This window comes from Chryseobacterium wanjuense, assembly GCF_900111495.1.
Taxonomy (GTDB): Bacteria; Bacteroidota; Bacteroidia; order Flavobacteriales; family Weeksellaceae; genus Chryseobacterium; species Chryseobacterium wanjuense.
Map to the genome: position 1 here is coordinate 987,724 of NZ_FOIU01000002.1, position 16,162 is coordinate 1,003,885.

Here is a 16,162-nt window from a genome sequence, read left to right on the forward strand (position 1 = left end):
ATAATAAATTGGTTATTTTAAGTTTACTATTAAGCAACAAATAAGAACGCATAAGCTTTAAAAATCTTTGATTTTTTCTTTTGCGGTTAAATTTTAATGAGTTTGAACAGATTTAAAATTAATTATTTTCCGGGCTTACTTTACTCAGGAAAAGAAAAGTGGCAATTCCTGAAATGACAGATATTGTCGTTGCTAAAATCGCGCTTCCGATCACGTATTGAAGAAGATTGTTTTTTACCAGTTCGAAATTCAATTCCTGGTTTAAAATATTGCTCTCACCATGTACAAATGGCGCTCCCAAAAACAATGAAGCCGCAATAATAAACGGGATAAACGGTGGTAAACTGACATTTGATGCTACAAAAGCCAACACTTTATTCAGCTTAAAAAGTACTGCCAGAGAAATGACAATTAAAGTTTGAAATCCCCAAAAAGGAGATAGACCGATGAATACACCCAATGCAATGGAAAAAGCTTTTGTACGGTTGGTTCCGTCACTTTCCAAGACATCTTCTTTTATGAATTTTCTAATACTTTTTTTTTTGAAATTATTCACGAAATTCCTCGGAATAATATAAAATAAAGTAATCGTTACCAAAATTGTATTCAGAATACTGATCCTCGTAAAATCCTTGAAAGGCCTGAAATGGGAAACCCTTTCCGCCGGATCATACAAAACTTTGATAGGAACATTTTTTACAGGAATGTGTCTCCACGCGGTTCTTACAATAATTTCAATCTCAAACTCGAATTTTGGTGTAAAATATTTTTTCGGAATTTTATGTAAAGGATATAATCTGTAGCCGGATTGGGTATCTTCTAATTTAATTCCTGTTTCAAACCAGAACCAAAAGTTGGAAAAACGGTTTCCGAAACTGCTTTTCTTAGGGATCCCGTCCTGAGACATATTTCGGTTTCCGATGAGTAAAATATCTTGTTTTTCGCTCAGTAATGCTTCCACAAAAACAGGAATGTCATCAGGATAATGCTGTCCGTCGGAATCGATGGTGATTGCATAATGAAAACCTAATTCTTTTGCCTTCCTGAAGCCTAGTTTAAGTGCATTGCCCTTTCCTTTGTTCTCCGGTAAATTAATTACATTGATTTGAGAATAATGGTTTAAAATTTTCGGAGTGGAGTCGGTAGATCCGTCATTCACAACAATAATATTTTCAGTGTAGTCTAATACACCGTCGATCACTCTTTGCAGCGTTTTTTCATTGTTGTAAGTGGGAATTAAAACACAGATTTTCTTTTCAGAAATTGCGTTTTGGACTTCAGGCAGGGTCATTGGTCTATTTTAATGTTGCTCTTTCTGCTTCGGTAATGGTTTTAGACTGTGCCGCAAATCTTTTTACATAATTTTTCATAGCAATATTTTGTTTGCTGTAATTATTTAAAATAAATGCTTTATCGTCTTTAAGGCTTCCTCTGTATCCTACAATTTTAGGAATATTTTCCTGAACACTTAATCTTATTACTCGCAGTTCTATGTTGTTAGGATTAGCTTTAATAATGCTTTCAAGGTTTGTAGCGCCTGTTTTTACCAGTTGTTTTCTGTTTTGTTTGGCGATTTTAGCTTCCATGATTTTTGCAGCAGCTTTATAGCCCAGGGTTATAGGGTCAGAACCCGTCTGTTTTTCTGCAACGTTGATGAAGGCTGCCGTGTTGGCCGCTGAAGAATTTGCCTTTGCATAGCTGTATCTCAGAGCATCCAGATCATTCTGGAAAAAAAACAGGAAAGCTGTTATTAACGATAAAATAAGTTTCATGATGTCAATTTTTGATAGTTTACTGACATTTTTAATGCAATAGTTTCGCCAAAATAGGTGGTGTTCTTCACTTTTATTTCTTCTTCGGTCTGGTTGATGTCCAACTGGAGCTTCAAATCAGGGGTTTCAAACGGATTAATGATTGCCATAAATTTCACATTTGAAGCTGTTTTTAAGAATAATTTTAACCCTGTGAATTCTTCCGTCAGTTCTTTTACGATCTGCATCATACAAACCCCTGGAGTCACCGGATTTCCGGGAAAATGTCCCTTGAAAATTTCATGATTTTTATTTAAAGAAATATTTGCAGTGAAGCTTCCGTTTTCTGCCTGTTCGTATGATTCTAAAGTATAAAAGTCTGTAAGAATGGTCTGCATAAAATTATTTTTTCATGTTAAATGTATAATAAACTCCTGTCTGAAAAAGTAAATTGGTATGATCTTCACTTGTCGTTTTTATTTGTGAAATCATTCCTTTTTTAAATCTTGCCTCAATACCAAAATTTTTGGTAATATCATAACCGGCTCCCACTAAAATCCCAAGATCGGTGGTGTTTTTATTATATGGATCAAAATTTTTGTCACTGATCAAAATATCTATGCTCAATCCTGCATGCAGATTGAATTTATTTAAATAAAATTTATTGACAGCCTGAAGCGAAATATAAGATAATTCGGATTTTATTTCCTGCTTGCTGGTTTTCATAATCGTTCCCTGTCGCGAATAATTGATTTCCGGCTGTAAAGCATAGAGTTTAGAAAATCGGATAGTTCCAAATGCGCCCACATAAAAATCTGTAATATAGCTCGTTCGCACTTTTTCTTGATCTGCCCAATATTCATCACTGGCCTCAAACCAATTGTAAATTCCCCCGTCGGTTTCTGTGAATTTTGCAAAATTAACTCCACCTCTGATTCCCGGAGTGAAAGTAATTTGCGCAAAAGAAAAACTTGAAATGAGTGCAATTAACAAAAAGGTAAATTTTTTCATGGAAATTATTCAGTTTCGGTTATTTGAAATAGTTTTATATTGATTTTGAAATCTTTGTGTTGAAGATTCAAACTATCCGCGAAGATATGTTTTTTTGCATCAAAAGTAAAATCGATTTTTTCCTTATTGTTTTTCGTATAGATGATTTGTTTCAATAAACCATTTTCGTTGTTGAAGAATAAATAATAAGCTTTTTTATCAATTTTTGAAAGGTAAATGTTGGAATTTCCGTTCTCAAAACTTTCAGATACAGGATATTTTTGTTTTAATAATTGCTGAAAATCATTCTTTAAAAAATTAATGACAATCTTTTTATCTAAGTCAGGAAGAACATAGTTCAATTTAAAATCATTCTCTGAAATTTCAAAATCAATTAATTTATTTCCAAAATCAGAAGTCATGGCAACACGATGCGTTGTTTCGTTGATTTTTTTAATTATCAGAATGCCGCTTACGTGATTTTTATAAATATCCATCTGACATTTATAAACATAATCTTCATGGGAAGAAAAGTATAAATTTTCAACCGTTTTTTCAGAATTGGGTATAGATTGTACGTTTGTTAACTTATACGTTTTACAGGAAGCAAGTGATAATACAATCAGACTATAAAGAAAACTCTGAAGCAGAAACCGGCGCATTGATCTTTGTGTTTTTGAAAACAATATTCGTAGTATCTCCCGAAGCTTCCGTCATATTCACCTGTGAAACCGTCGATTGGTTTTTAGGAAAATGCAGTTCGATCTGCTTAATATATTTCAGCAATTGAGCGGATTTCGGAGTAAATTTTGCAATGTTATAATTGGCATTTTTCAAATAGGTTACAGAAAATTCCGGATCGTTGAACATCTGCCCATTGGAACTTCCGACGATTAACTTATTGATTTTCTCAAACGTTTTGCTCTTCGCATCCACAGAAGATTTTTTCCCCTGATCATTGATGAAAATTTTATTATCCTTAAAAACAATACTGTACTGATAAGGCTTCGTATACTTCCAGCTCAGCATATTCGGAGATTTTAAAGACATTCTTCCGTACGTTACAATATTTTTATCCAAAAAGTCCATTTTCTTGGTTTGGGTAAAATCGCTCTGTAATGTTTTGATCTGTTTGGTTTCCGAGGAAACTTTAGTGACGAATGCTTTTGCTTCAGCGCCCGACATTGCTGTATTTTGTGCAAAAAAGAAGCCGGAAACTAATAAAAATGCTCCAAAAGCAATATTTTTAATCATTTTTTTTGATTTTTAATAATTGAATCAACAGTAAAAGTCGAATATTTTTTATCCTTCAAAAATAGCAATAAATCTACCAAAACATTGTACGTTTTTTCTGAAGTGTCGTGAAGAAGAATAATACTTCCTTTTTTTAATCCTTTTGTGACTTTTCTGTAAATTTTTTTCTCATCTTCAGTAATGGTGTCCAATGAACGAACATTCCAGCCGATGCTTTTTTTTTGAGTTTTTTTAATAGCTTTTGCAATATTCGGATTGTTGACGCCAAAAGGAGGACGGTATAAATTGGTTTTAATATTGCCGATTTTTAGCATTACATCATCACACTTTTCAATTTCCTCAATCATTTTTGAAGTAGATAAAAATCCTGTATTATTAGAATGCGAAAGCGTATGATTTCCAATCGTGTGCCCTTCGGCTATAATTCTCTGAAAAGTTTCGGGATATTTTTCAATCTGTTTTCCGATGCAGAAAAAGGTTGCTTTTGTATTGTTTTCTTTTAATAAATCTAAAAATTTCGGAGTAAATTCGGTTGGCCCATCATCGAAAGTCAAGGCAACTTCCTTGATTTTTGTCCTTTTATGGGTAATGCTGTTGACAAAATATCCTAATGTAATATCAAAAGAGCCCCAGGCTAAAACCGCTATAAATCCAAGAAAACAGAGAAAATATACCAAAAACCCTCCATGAAACGCATAAATAAACACGTTGCAGAAAAGATAAAATAGGATAAAAGGATAGTGTTTCATCTTTTATTGTTTTTGGGGTTTAACGTCATTGCGAGGAGCGAAGCGACGAAGCAATATCAAATTCGTAATAGATTCCACGCTCCACTTCTGAACTACGTTCGCAAACCTTCTGTCTGTACTCTGAATGACAAACTAACTGTTACTTCACTGATAGAAACTAAATTCTTTCCAACAAAACCAAGCTATGATCATTTCCTCCCAAATGATTATACAATAGAATATTTTTAATTTCTTCTTTTTTCAAATCATTAATCATCATCACTTCCGGAATCGTTTGATTTTTAAGAATATGACAAGCCATAAATGTTGAAAAACCACTCGCCGTATTGAATTCTCCACTCAAATGTTTGTAATATAATAAAGCCGAATTTTGAAATACATCCATGGCTTTTGTATAATAAACATCAGATTTTGCATCACCGCTGAAACCTAAAATTACAGCATCGATCTCATCATGTTTCAAATTATTTTTAGTTAAAAATTCCTCAATAAACTGTTGAATTTCAGTTAAATCTAATCTACTACTAATTTGAATGTCTTTCAATTGAGCATAAGAATTTTCCGTTTTATCTTTTCCTACAACAAAAAAACTTGCCCCTTCTCCCCAGATTACGCCATCTGTTGTTGAATTCAAATAATCAACGGGAAGATTTTCTTCTTTTTTAATGGTTTTGTTTAATTTATACAATTCCATCGTTCGTTCGGTTTGTTCGTCTGTTGAACCTACCAGAACATTTTCTGCTTCACCATCATTAATCTGCAATTTTGCATCCAAAAATGAAAATTCCAGCGACGAAGAAGTATTTACGTAAGTGAAATTATACGCGTGACACTGCAACCCTAAAGCGATTTGCCCCGCAACAGTATTGTGAGTTGATTGAATAAAAAACGTCGGAGTCAGAAACTCTTCCTGATTATCAATCACATTTTTTAAAAATTTTTCAGAATCCTGGGAACAACCCATTCCTGTTCCTACGATGATGGCGTCAGGATTTTCGATTTCGGCTTCTTTTAAAGCGAAATGTGAAGCTACAGAACTCATTTTTACGGTTTTAGACATTCTTCGGATCATTGCCGGAGGAATGAATTCTTTGTAAATCGGTTCAATAGCTTTCAAAACCTGAGTTGAATTTTCAGGGTGTAAATTTTGGAAAAAATTTTCATTTAAAGTGTCCTGAACCGAAATGCAGGCCGCACTGTTGATGTAAACGGCACTCATGATTTTGAGAAAATTAAGGTTGAACAATTTCCTCCAAAACCAAACGAATTGGAAAGAACGTGGTTAATATTTTTCTCTTTAAGTTCAGTCACAGGCGTTAAATCAAATTCTTCCATTTTTGTTTTAAAATTCAGATTCGGGAAAATGATATTATTTTGAATGGCTAATAATGAATAAACCGCTTCAATTCCTGCCGCCGCAGCCAAAGTATGACCTGTAAAAGCTTTCGTAGAACTGAATTCCGGAACATTATTTTCGCCAAAAATTCTAATCATAGCGATTCCTTCTGATAAATCATTATTGGGAGTTGCGGTTCCGTGAACGTTGATGTAATCGATATTTTTTTTATCTAAACCGGAAACTTTCAAAGCTTTTTCCATCGCTAAATAAGCACCTTGACCGTTTTCCGAAGAAGCAGTTTGGTGATGGGCATCATTTGCATTTCCGTATCCTGAGAGATAACCCAAGGCTTTTTTATTTTCTTTTTTCACGATTTCGTCAGATTCCAAAATGATGAAAGCTGCTGCTTCACCCAAGTTCAGACCTTTTCTTTCGTTGTCAAAAGGCGTGTTGTAAGAATCCGTGAGAATCATCAACGTGTTGAATCCATTCAAAGTAAATTTTGAAAGCGAATCTGTTCCGCCAACAATTACTCGGTCTAAAACTCCGTTTTTAATGAGTTTTGCACCCATCATGATTGCATTGGCTGCCGATGAGCAAGCCGTACTGATGGTCGAAACCATACCTTTTAAACCAAGATAATCTGCAATGAGTAAAGATGAGTTTCCCGCATCATGAGCGTCAATATATTTTTGCTTTTCAGGGAAATCTTCGTAGGTGTAGAAATATTTTTCGGTGATATCCATTCCGCCAACGCTGGTTGAGGAGATCAAGCCTGTTTTATATTCATTAATGTCTGAAATTCCGGCACTTTCTACGGCTTCTTTTGCTGCAATCATCCCTAATAAAGCGGTTCTGGTAGCATTATTATCTTCGTTTAACTGAAGTTTTTGTACCAGCTCTTCATTAGACAATTTGATCTCGCCCGTTTTAATATTTCCGACATGACGCGTTTCAAACAACTGAATGTCTGAAATTCCGTGTTTTCCGGATTTTAGCGAACTCAAATTTTCCTCCACATTGTTTCCGATGGAGGAAATGATGCCCATTCCTGTTATGGCAATTTTTTGACCCATCTTAATTTTATAATGTAACAATGTATCAATCTAACAGTTTACCAATAATTGCTAGACTGTTAGATTGATACATTGGTATATTAATTTATTTTGTTCTGTTTTCTTCAATGAATTTCGCCATAGTGTCGATAGAAGCGAAAATTTCCTTTCCTTTTTTAGGATCGGCTAATTTTATTCCGTATTCTTTATCAAGAAGAACGATCAATTCCAAAGCGTCGATAGAATCCAATCCAAGACCTCCACCGAATAACGGATCTGTATCTTTAATTTCTTCTACTGCAACGTCTTCAAGGTTAAGAACTTCGATGATTTTGTGCTTTAATTCTTCTCTTAAGTTTTCCATAATTTTTAATTTACCAATGTATCAATGTACTAGTTTATCAATTTGAACCAAAAGTCATTGTTACATTGTTATATTTTTACATTGTTAGATTACATAGTCAGCAAATATACAAAAGCTTTATAACTTTCCTGATATAGTTCTACCCAGCCACACAGTACTTTATCAGCCTTTCCTGACTGTAAAATCTGTTCCGAGTAATCGTTTAAAAAATTTTCATCAAATTCATTCAAAACAAAAAAAGCATTCTCTGTCTGCATTTTATGTTTGATGCTGATTTCGCCGACACAAATATTAGGTAAAGTATAAACAAAAACAGCAGGGCTCGGAAAATAATTTTCCTGAGAATTGATGCTTTCCTGATATTTAAAATCGGTGTCTAAACTTGATGATTTGTTGGCAAAAACCAATGCCGTTCTGCTTTGGTCTTCTTCTTTTAAAATCATTTCTGAAGCAAGAAAAGCCAATTTACTTAAATTATCCATTTTATGAAATTTCGGATAATTAAGCTCTAAAGTTTTATAAGCTTCTTTCGCAAAATCTGAAAAATTTTCAGTTTGAGTTTCAAAAACAATTTTGTTGTTAAGAATGATTTTTGAGTTTTCTACGGTGCAAATGTCTGTTTTCTTCATGATTTTAACATTTTTCTAAAACAATCGCCGCATTACACCCGCCAAAACCAGAAGCCGTTTTCAAAATATATTTGATTTCTGCAGGCTGATTTTCTTTTATAATGTTCAAAGGTTGGGAAGTGCCCGTCTCTTTAAAGTTTTTAGAAGGAATCAGAGTATTTTTTAAAGCAGATTCCATAGAAATGATGCTTTCTAATAAGCCTGATGCTCCCAAACAGTGGCCGTAATAGCCTTTCATACTGTTTAATGGAACATTTTGCAATTCCATTCTGTTGAAAGCGATGGCTTCCATTTCGTCGTTATATATTGTCGCTGTTCCGTGTGCAGAAATAAAATCTATTTTTCCTGCGGAAACATTGGCTTCTGTCATCGCATTTTTGATGCTTGCAAACAATCCGTCACCGGTTCTTGATGGCCCGGAAATATGATTGGCATCATTGATAGCTGAGTCTCCTAAAATTTTAAAACTAAATTTTTCGTTTGAGGTTATTTCGTCACTTCGTTCCTCGCAACGACTTGTCATATAAACAGCCGCTGTTGCTTCACCAATATTGATTCCATCACGGTTTTTGTCGTAAGGTCTACAGATTTCCGTTCCGATTGCCTGAAAAGAATTGAAGCCTGAAATCACAAACTCAGAAATTTCATCTCCAGCAACAACAACGGCATCTTTATATTTTCCTGCCTGAATCATATTTTTCGCCACAGCAATCGCCATTACTCCCGAAACACAGGCATTGGAAACGACAATAGGTTTTGTTTTAAATCCAAAAAAATCAGCTAATTTTTGAGCTAAATTTGAAAGAAAAACACCCTCTGGTAAAGCTGTCTGGTTTTTTAATAAACTGATGTTTCCTTTTGTGGTCGATAAAATAAAAGCTGTTTCATCTGAAATAGAATGTCTTGCGACCAAAGGCTTTAAACTTAACAAAAACATTTTTTCAAGCCTTGTGAAATCTTGATTGTCGAATTTTTTTTGAAATTCTTCTTCCAGCTTTTCAGAATCAATCATGGAAGCATAAAAAGGCTCCTGATTTTCTATAATTTTATGTAAAGCTACGCCCGATTTTCCATCTAAAAGGGCATTCCAGTTTGAAGAAACATCAAAACCCAAAGGCGTGACGCAGTTGTAATCTGTAATATAAACTTCCTTCCTCATTATAATCCCATTTTATCTTTCCAGGCCTGAAAAAATTCAGGGTTATACAAACATAAATTATTGTCGGAATCCAGAAAAACCTGAATGGTTTCTCCAGAACACACCAATTTATTTTCTTCGTTAAAAAGCTCGTATCGGTAAATTAATTTCGCTGAAGTGGAATTGACAAAAGTGGTCACGATTTTAAACGTTTCTCCATATTTTAAGGGAAGAAAATGTTCACACGTACTTTTTACAATCGGTGTTACAAATCCCGCTTTCTGAATGTCCAGATAAGTCAAACCGTGCTGTCTTCCGAAAGCTTCTCTGCCATCCTCGAAATACACGATGTAATGTCCATGCCAAACAATTCCCAACGGATCTGTCTCGTTGAACCTTACGCGGATTTCTTCCGTACAACTTAATATGTTTTCTTTAGACTGCATTTTGTTTTCTTTCGTAAAATAATGAAATAGTGACCATTGCTATGTAAAATAAAAACAGGAAGCCTAATTCTTTGGCAATTCCGCCGATTCCGCTGTTTCTGAGGATGATGTCGTAATAGGCATTTAATCCCCAATTCATAGGTGAGAATTTAGCAATAGACTGCATAAACTCCGGCATTAGAAATACAGGAACCCAGATTCCTCCAATGGCTGCCAAAACCACCACAGAAGTTGCGCCAAACGGTGCAGACTGTTCCTGAGTATCGGCAACAGTGCCTAGCAAAACCCCAAATCCGATTGCTGCCAATCCTGCAAAAATGGTGACAATAATTAAATGAAACATTTTTCCGGTAACATCAAATTGTGGTAAATCCATATAAGGAAAAAGGTAAATTCCTACTGCAACCATCAGTAAAAACTGAATAATACAGATGATAAGATAAGTAAATGTTTTTCCTAAAATATGAATAAAATAGGGAGTCGGACTCACTCTGACCCTCACACTTGTTCCCTGACTTTTTTCTTTAACTAAATTGATAGATAAAGGTACCACAATAAAGAAAATCGCAAACAACGCCCACGCCGGAACGTTGTGCTGAACAGAATTCGGAATGACTTCCGAAGCTCCTTTTTTCGGGGTGATTTCTTTAAAGCTGATTAAACTTTTATTTTCTTCAAGGTTTTCTGTCGTTCCCAGCTGATCCTGGAAAGCTTTGTAAATCTTTTTATTTTCGATCTCAAAAACCATTTTATTTACAGAATTCATCACAGAATTTTTAAATCCGGCATTGGTTGCCGGGTCAAAATACAGATGAATATCTTTGGCTTTTATCTGAACATTCTTTTTAGCAGAAGCAGAATCTGTTTCCAGTCCGAATGAACTGACGATGGTCTGAACTTTAGAATCGATATTTGAATTTAAATCTTTCGTTAAATTTTCCGGAATCACGATTGCAAGCTGATAATCTCCTGAAAAAACCGCATTCTGAGCCGATTTTTCATTATAATTAGTCAAAAGTTGGAATGTTTTGCTGTTTTCCAGTTCTTTTTTAATGCTTTTTGATACTTCAGATTTATCTTTATCAATGAAAATAATCGGGATTTTAGATCCTTCCAGATTTTTAAATGTAGAATCCTGAATCAATGTGATCGTGACAATCAGCAATAAAGGCATCACGAAAATAATCACGATTCCTCCGATATCTCTTTTCAGCAAAAGGATTTCTTTAACGAAACTTCTCCACAATTTATACAACAACATCTCTTAATTCTTTTCCGGTTAATGAAATGAAAACATCTTCTAAATTCTCAGCGCTCGCAACTCTGTTCACCAATTCTTCGGGGGTTCCGACAGCATGGATTTTCCCATGATCAATAATGGCAATTTTTGTACAGAACTCCTCTGCCTCAGAGAGGTGGTGAGATGTATAAATGATACACGTTCCTTTTTTATTTAAATCCAAAAGATAATCAATAATTGCTTTTTTAGACTGAACATCTACACCGACCGTCGGTTCATCGAGAAACAGAACTTTAGGATTGTGAAGGGTTCCCGCGATAAGATTGCAGCGGCGCTTCATCCCTCCTGAGAATTGTTCCACTTTTTTATCTGCAAATTTTGATAAACCCATGATTTCCAGAGATTCATCGATGGTATTGCGTAATTTTTTATGGCTTAAACCGTAAAGACTACCGAAGAACATTAGATTTTCTCTGGCCGTCAAAGTCGGGTATAATGCGTATTCCTGCGGAACGATTCCGATGATTTGTCTTAATTTAAAACCCTCTTTTTGAGGTGATAATCCGTTGATTTTAAAATTTCCCGAAGTCGGTTTTATTAATCCCGAAAGCATGGAAATCAGGGTTGTTTTTCCGGCTCCATTGGGGCCGAGAATTCCGTAGATTTCGTTTTTCTCAATATTCAACGAAATATCGTTTACAGAAAATTCTTCTGCATTTTTATATTTTTTGTATAAATTTTTAATTTCAATAATATTCTCCGCCATATCAGATCGCTTTTCTCAGTTTTTTATAAAAAGCTTCTTCCAGATCAGCAATATGAAGCATAGACTTTGAAAGATTATTATAGATGTCGCTTTTCGAGTTTCTGTTTTTGTATACTCTTGCAATATCCACGGCAAAATCTCTCCAAAGGTCGCCGATGGCTGTAATTTCTTTGGAAAGCTCTTTAAGCTGGTCATTTTTGAGAATCACTGCGGCTTCCTGCAAAAATGCACCGTAAATAAATCTGAAACCGCCACCGCCGGTGCCAATTTCTTCCTGCATTCTGATCAGTTGCCCGAGATAATGATTGGTCACTTTTGTTCCTTTTTTCTCGGCCCATTTCGGAATGCTTTTCGCGACCCATCTTATGGCCTTTACGCCAATCAGAGGAACAGGTGCGAGCATGTTTTTACAGGTGTCTCTGATGCCTTTTTTTATCGCTTCTTCCAGGTTGACATCTTCAGGGATGTAGGTGGGATAGTACATATGGCCTTTTGGGGGAAGTGCTCCTTTGGCGTATCTCACTTTTTCCAGTTCTGCTTCGGAAAGAGAAGTGGTATAGTCCATCACCGGATCACTGATTAAAAATCTTCCGTTTTCTTTTCCGTAAACCACCAGATTGTGGGCGTTGAAGTGGAATTTATATTCTTCAGGAAAATAAGTAAGATTGAAAACCCCAACCTGAAGTCCGGTAGGGATATTATTTTCCAGGTTTTTCTCTAAAGCTTTTTGAGCTTCCTGGGGATTTGAAAATTTTATTCTTTTAATTTTAATTCCCAGTCTTTTTGCCGCTTTGCTGAAAATAGCTCCGGGCATCGGTCGGTAACTAAAACCGGGAGCGAAATTCACTTTTAAAAAAGGTAAATACACAAAGAATAATCCGGAACCGATCCCGAAAATCATAGGTTCGCTGAGTTTTAAACCTTTGTTTAATAGTAAATTAGAGGCGACACCGTTTTCGCAATGGGCGGTCTGATGGTGTTCAAAATTAAGTTTCATTTATAGCTTGTTATCTTATTAACCCTTTCAGAGTTTTAAACTCTGAAAGGGTTAGTTACTTATTTTCCGGTGAAATTTTTCAATTCATCCACTGAAATTCCGAAAGCATCGGCATATTTTTTCAGGACGGATTCGCTTAGTGTTTTAAATATTTTTGGTTTTGCATGCCTTTTTACGCGCCACTGCCACATCCCAACGTAGGCTGCAAGAACCTGAAGATCCATTTTATTTAGTTCCATGAAATAAATAATCGGACTTACTTTATTGCTGGCAACATTTTGTTTTGCTTCTTCTATTCTTTCGGTTATCAACTCCATCGATTCGTCCAACGCTGCTTTTTTAGCCTCCCAGCCGATACTGTTGGCTGTTGTATAATTATCGTTTTCATCAGTCACATACAAAACTTCAGTCATGTTGGCCGATTTCAGGTTGCTTTCGTCTTGAGGAAGATCTTGTTTTTTCATTGGAGATCAGTGTTTTACTTCTTGAATAAACAAATTAATTTCAGCCCGGATTAATAATTCATCATTATTAAAAGCCTCACAAAAGATATTGCAGATGTTTTCAAACTGTGAAATCAGTGAGGCCTTTGAAATAATCTTGTCACCGACTTTCGGCAACGTAAAAACTTCAATTTTCTTGATATTCGTAATGAAACCAATCACTTTTGTTTCCGTTTCCGGGTTTTCGAAGAAGCTTTGTCCTACAATTGATGAACATGTCTGGGCCAGATTTTCAATAAGTCCGGCTTCCACAAATTCATTATTGTGAACAAAAATATTATCTTCTAAAATTTCAAAGGAAGTTACAACTTTTTCTTTGGTCAGTTCCAGAATATAGTCTGCCATCAGCATCGGCTCGCGGTGCGGGAGAAAATTATGTATATTGATGATATTGTCTTCCTTGATTTCCATTATATTTTGTTTTCTGAATTAATACAGATATTCAATTATTACTTTACCACAGTTTTCATTTGAGAGCTTGCAATAACCTCATCATTCAGCTTGGTAATGGCATCTACCAATGTTACTCCCATTATTTCACTCAGAATTTTAACTTCAGTTTTCAAAATATCTCCCACTTTTGGCAAAGCTTCGGTTTGAAAAGATTTAATGGCGCCAATATATCCTGTCGGAGCTTGTTTTCCCAGCAAGTAAAACTTGTAGCCGGTGTGTAAAGCCACACTTTGAGCCTGATGCTCGATTAAACCTGAAGCCTGAAAAATTCCGTCGTGAGTAAAGAGATTTTCCTTTTTTATTTCAAATCCTGAGATCAGATGATTTTCAGAATATTCTGCAATGCTGCTTACCATTACAAAGGGAAATCTCTGCGGAATCAGGCTTTCAACAAAATTCTGATTGGAGGTTGGCAGTTTGTTTTCCATTAGCAAACAGTTAGCAATGCACAAGAATAAGCAAATCTTCCACTTTCAGGAACGCAAAGAAGCACTTTTTCTCCTTTTTTCAATCTTCCTGAATTCATCAGTTGTTCCAACGCGATAAAGATTGATCCTGCACCAATATTTCCTACTTCAGAAAGGTTGTAAAACCATTTTTCCCAAGGGAAATCCAATCCTACGTTCGCAAATTCATTCTTTAAACCTTCTTTAAAATATCCTGAAGAGATATGTGCCAAAACGTGGTCAACTGTCTCAGGATCAAGATTGTGCTTGTCGAAAGAAGATCTTAAACTTTCTGCTCCTTTTACTAAAATATATTGGTCAAGAAGTTTTGTGTCTTGTTTTAATGCAAAAATTGATTGCTTCAACCATTCATCTGAAGGGTAATCTGCCCATGATTTTAAGCTTCCGTTTTCCTGTTTTTCGCAGCCGGAATACATACAGGCTTCGATCTCGTGAGCGTAAGAATAAAAATCAATAAATTCTATTTTTAAAGAAACTTCATTTTCTCTTGGCTTATCTTCCAATAAAAAAGCTCCGGCTCCGTCAGAAAGCATCCATCTCAAAAATTCTCTTTTGAATGCGATAATAGGCCTTTCTTCCAACAAAATAAGATTTTCCGCTTCGTGATTGAATTTGTCGGCTGTCATCCATGCAGACATTCTTTCAGAACCGACACAGACAGCATTTTTATGTACGCCTGCCTTTACGGAGAGGAAGCCATAGTTCAGGGCATTCATCCCGGAGTTGCAAAGCCCTGTTGCGGTGTTGATGGCTAAAGGTTTTTCGACATTAAGCTCGCCGTGAACCATTGAAGCATGCGAAGGCTGGATCTGATCCGGAGAAGAAGTTCCCACGGAAAGCAGTTCCATATCTTCTCTTTTGAATTTGTCATCAAAAAGACCCTCTACAGCTTGGGCTGCAATCTGAGCATTGGTATGAGTGGGATTTCCTTCTTTGTCTAAAGCATAATATCTCGTCGTAATTTTGTTGTTTCTTAAAATGAGAGCTTTAGCCTTTGAAGGAGCGTCGTTTATATAACCAAGATACGTTTCCATTTCATCATTAGAAACCGGTTCATTGGGCAGGTATGTTGATGCTTTTGTTATAAATACGTCGTTCATTCTATTTTAAATTAATTCCTTGTAAATATTCTCTTTGTTTTTTTCTTTTAAACCAAAAAATGGGTGTAGTCAGCAGGTGTAAAACCAAAACTACGGGTGATATAATCCATATCGCTGCCATCAAATATACCTTAAAGAATTTGATCAGCAAAGGGCGCTTCTCTTTTTTCTTCATGATAAGATTCGACCAAACAGTGAAAATCTTGTTTCCTACTTTTTCTACCCGTACCAGGAATGCACGGATCTCGATGGCTCCGTTTTTTACCAGCTCGGGTTGTAGGTTTTCCAAAGTATTTCCTGATAAGTGTTTTTCAATAATCGCTCCATATTTTATCGAGCCGGCAATTTCTTCATCCGAAACTCCTGCTGCAGGAAGCATCCCGGATTTTTCTTTTTGTCCGGTCGTCATCCAGCGAAGGATCGTAAGTACACTTGTATAATTGTCGTGTCTGTCTACCAAAGCGATATTTCCTACCAACTTTGCTTTAAGATCTCTTAAATATACCTTTAATTTTTCCTGTGAAAGCATCCACATATTCCTTGTTCCTGAAATTGTAACTACGGGTGTATCTTTTAAAATACCCTCGGCATAACCGCTTTTCAAAAACGAAATAACCGGGATAGACGGCGTTAAATACCAAACCTGATACCCAAATAAGATAAGATCAAATTTTTTATTCAAAACCTCTTCCGGCGGTGGAAGAATTTCACTGGGAATCTGAAGATAAGATTCCGGGAAGGTGTTAAAAAAAACGTCACTCGACCAAGGAAATGCAAAGTCTTCCTTCAGTTTTATATTGTAATATGTAACGTCATATTCTTCCTTTTTTGCTTCAAAAGGCCTGGCTACATTTTTCACAATGTCTTCCAGCTGACCCGTTTGTGAATAATATATAACTAGTATATTTTTTTTCATTAATA

21 protein-coding genes are annotated in these 16,162 nt (G+C 35.5%); all 21 read right to left on the reverse strand.

Annotation, left to right across the window (positions count from 1 at the left end; translation table 11 throughout):
• Window positions 1–118: 118 nt before the first annotated feature.
• The 21 genes from BMX24_RS16285 to BMX24_RS16385 all read right to left on the reverse strand — a co-directional run bounded on the left by BMX24_RS16285 (window position 119) and on the right by BMX24_RS16385 (window position 16,157).
• On the reverse strand, window positions 119–1,291 hold the full coding sequence (locus tag BMX24_RS16285; protein ID WP_089794564.1) for a DUF2062 domain-containing protein: 1,173 nt from the start codon (window positions 1,289–1,291) through the stop codon (window positions 119–121).
• Between the two features lie 4 nt (window positions 1,292–1,295).
• The gene (locus tag BMX24_RS16290; protein ID WP_089794566.1) at window positions 1,296–1,772 is read right to left on the reverse strand and encodes a hypothetical protein; all 477 of its coding nucleotides are present in this window, start codon (window positions 1,770–1,772) and stop codon (window positions 1,296–1,298) included.
• A complete protein-coding gene (locus BMX24_RS16295) occupies window positions 1,769–2,149 on the reverse strand; it encodes a 3-hydroxyacyl-ACP dehydratase (protein WP_089794568.1) in 381 nt (126 codons plus the stop codon). Before BMX24_RS16295 ends, BMX24_RS16290 begins: the two co-directional genes overlap by 4 nt.
• 4 nt (window positions 2,150–2,153) lie before the next feature.
• Window positions 2,154–2,762, reverse strand: coding sequence for an outer membrane beta-barrel protein (locus BMX24_RS16300; RefSeq protein WP_089794570.1), 609 nt, complete (start codon window positions 2,760–2,762; stop codon window positions 2,154–2,156).
• A gap of 5 nt (window positions 2,763–2,767) precedes the next feature.
• Window positions 2,768–3,403 (reverse strand): flexirubin biosynthesis protein LolB2, encoded by a 636-nt coding sequence (locus BMX24_RS16305; RefSeq protein WP_089794572.1) that lies wholly within the window; start codon window positions 3,401–3,403, stop codon window positions 2,768–2,770.
• Window positions 3,369–3,995, reverse strand: coding sequence for a flexirubin biosynthesis/transport protein LolA2 (locus BMX24_RS16310; RefSeq protein WP_089794574.1), 627 nt, complete (start codon window positions 3,993–3,995; stop codon window positions 3,369–3,371). Before BMX24_RS16310 ends, BMX24_RS16305 begins: the two co-directional genes overlap by 35 nt.
• Complete coding sequence (locus BMX24_RS16315) at window positions 3,992–4,744, reverse strand: polysaccharide deacetylase family protein (protein ID WP_089794576.1); 753 nt, start codon at window positions 4,742–4,744, stop codon at window positions 3,992–3,994. Before BMX24_RS16315 ends, BMX24_RS16310 begins: the two co-directional genes overlap by 4 nt.
• 157 nt (window positions 4,745–4,901) lie before the next feature.
• Complete coding sequence (locus tag BMX24_RS16320) at window positions 4,902–5,963, reverse strand: beta-ketoacyl synthase N-terminal-like domain-containing protein (protein ID WP_089794578.1); 1,062 nt, start codon at window positions 5,961–5,963, stop codon at window positions 4,902–4,904.
• Window positions 5,960–7,159, reverse strand: coding sequence for a beta-ketoacyl-[acyl-carrier-protein] synthase family protein (locus BMX24_RS16325; RefSeq protein ID WP_089794580.1), 1,200 nt, complete (start codon window positions 7,157–7,159; stop codon window positions 5,960–5,962). Before BMX24_RS16325 ends, BMX24_RS16320 begins: the two co-directional genes overlap by 4 nt.
• An 85-nt stretch (window positions 7,160–7,244) precedes the next feature.
• Window positions 7,245–7,502, reverse strand: a complete 258-nt coding sequence (locus tag BMX24_RS16330; protein WP_089794582.1) for a phosphopantetheine-binding protein — start codon at window positions 7,500–7,502, stop codon at window positions 7,245–7,247.
• Window positions 7,503–7,591: 89 nt separating this feature from the next.
• On the reverse strand, window positions 7,592–8,131 hold the full coding sequence (locus BMX24_RS16335) for a 3-oxoacyl-ACP synthase (RefSeq protein ID WP_089794584.1): 540 nt from the start codon (window positions 8,129–8,131) through the stop codon (window positions 7,592–7,594).
• Window positions 8,132–8,135: 4 nt separating this feature from the next.
• Window positions 8,136–9,290 carry a beta-ketoacyl synthase N-terminal-like domain-containing protein gene (locus BMX24_RS16340; RefSeq protein WP_089794586.1) on the reverse strand — a complete coding sequence of 385 codons (1,155 nt, stop codon included), beginning with the start codon at window positions 9,288–9,290 and terminating at the stop codon, window positions 8,136–8,138.
• Complete coding sequence (locus BMX24_RS16345) at window positions 9,290–9,715, reverse strand: acyl-CoA thioesterase (RefSeq protein WP_089794588.1); 426 nt, start codon at window positions 9,713–9,715, stop codon at window positions 9,290–9,292. The genes BMX24_RS16340 and BMX24_RS16345 overlap by 1 nt, the downstream gene beginning before the upstream one ends.
• Window positions 9,705–10,976 carry an ABC transporter permease gene (locus BMX24_RS16350; RefSeq protein ID WP_089794590.1) on the reverse strand — a complete coding sequence of 424 codons (1,272 nt, stop codon included), beginning with the start codon at window positions 10,974–10,976 and terminating at the stop codon, window positions 9,705–9,707. The genes BMX24_RS16345 and BMX24_RS16350 overlap by 11 nt, the downstream gene beginning before the upstream one ends.
• Window positions 10,963–11,721 carry an ABC transporter ATP-binding protein gene (locus BMX24_RS16355; RefSeq protein WP_089794592.1) on the reverse strand — a complete coding sequence of 253 codons (759 nt, stop codon included), beginning with the start codon at window positions 11,719–11,721 and terminating at the stop codon, window positions 10,963–10,965. The genes BMX24_RS16350 and BMX24_RS16355 overlap by 14 nt, the downstream gene beginning before the upstream one ends.
• A 1-nt stretch (window position 11,722) precedes the next feature.
• Window positions 11,723–12,718: a BtrH-related acyltransferase DarH gene (locus BMX24_RS16360; protein ID WP_089794594.1), complete on the reverse strand. Its 996-nt coding sequence runs from the start codon at window positions 12,716–12,718 to the stop codon at window positions 11,723–11,725.
• A 59-nt stretch (window positions 12,719–12,777) separates the two neighbouring features.
• Window positions 12,778–13,182 carry a flexirubin biosynthesis protein DarG gene (locus tag BMX24_RS16365; RefSeq protein WP_089794596.1) on the reverse strand — a complete coding sequence of 135 codons (405 nt, stop codon included), beginning with the start codon at window positions 13,180–13,182 and terminating at the stop codon, window positions 12,778–12,780.
• 6 nt (window positions 13,183–13,188) lie between these two features.
• Window positions 13,189–13,632 (reverse strand): hotdog family protein, encoded by a 444-nt coding sequence (locus tag BMX24_RS16370; RefSeq protein WP_089794598.1) that lies wholly within the window; start codon window positions 13,630–13,632, stop codon window positions 13,189–13,191.
• 38 nt (window positions 13,633–13,670) lie between these two features.
• Window positions 13,671–14,102, reverse strand: a complete 432-nt coding sequence (locus BMX24_RS16375) for a hotdog family protein (protein ID WP_089794600.1) — start codon at window positions 14,100–14,102, stop codon at window positions 13,671–13,673.
• On the reverse strand, window positions 14,102–15,241 hold the full coding sequence (locus tag BMX24_RS16380; protein ID WP_089794602.1) for a dialkylresorcinol biosynthesis protein DarB: 1,140 nt from the start codon (window positions 15,239–15,241) through the stop codon (window positions 14,102–14,104). Before BMX24_RS16380 ends, BMX24_RS16375 begins: the two co-directional genes overlap by 1 nt.
• 1 nt (window position 15,242) lies before the next feature.
• Window positions 15,243–16,157 (reverse strand): hypothetical protein, encoded by a 915-nt coding sequence (locus BMX24_RS16385; protein WP_089794603.1) that lies wholly within the window; start codon window positions 16,155–16,157, stop codon window positions 15,243–15,245.
• Window positions 16,158–16,162 lie beyond the last annotated feature (5 nt).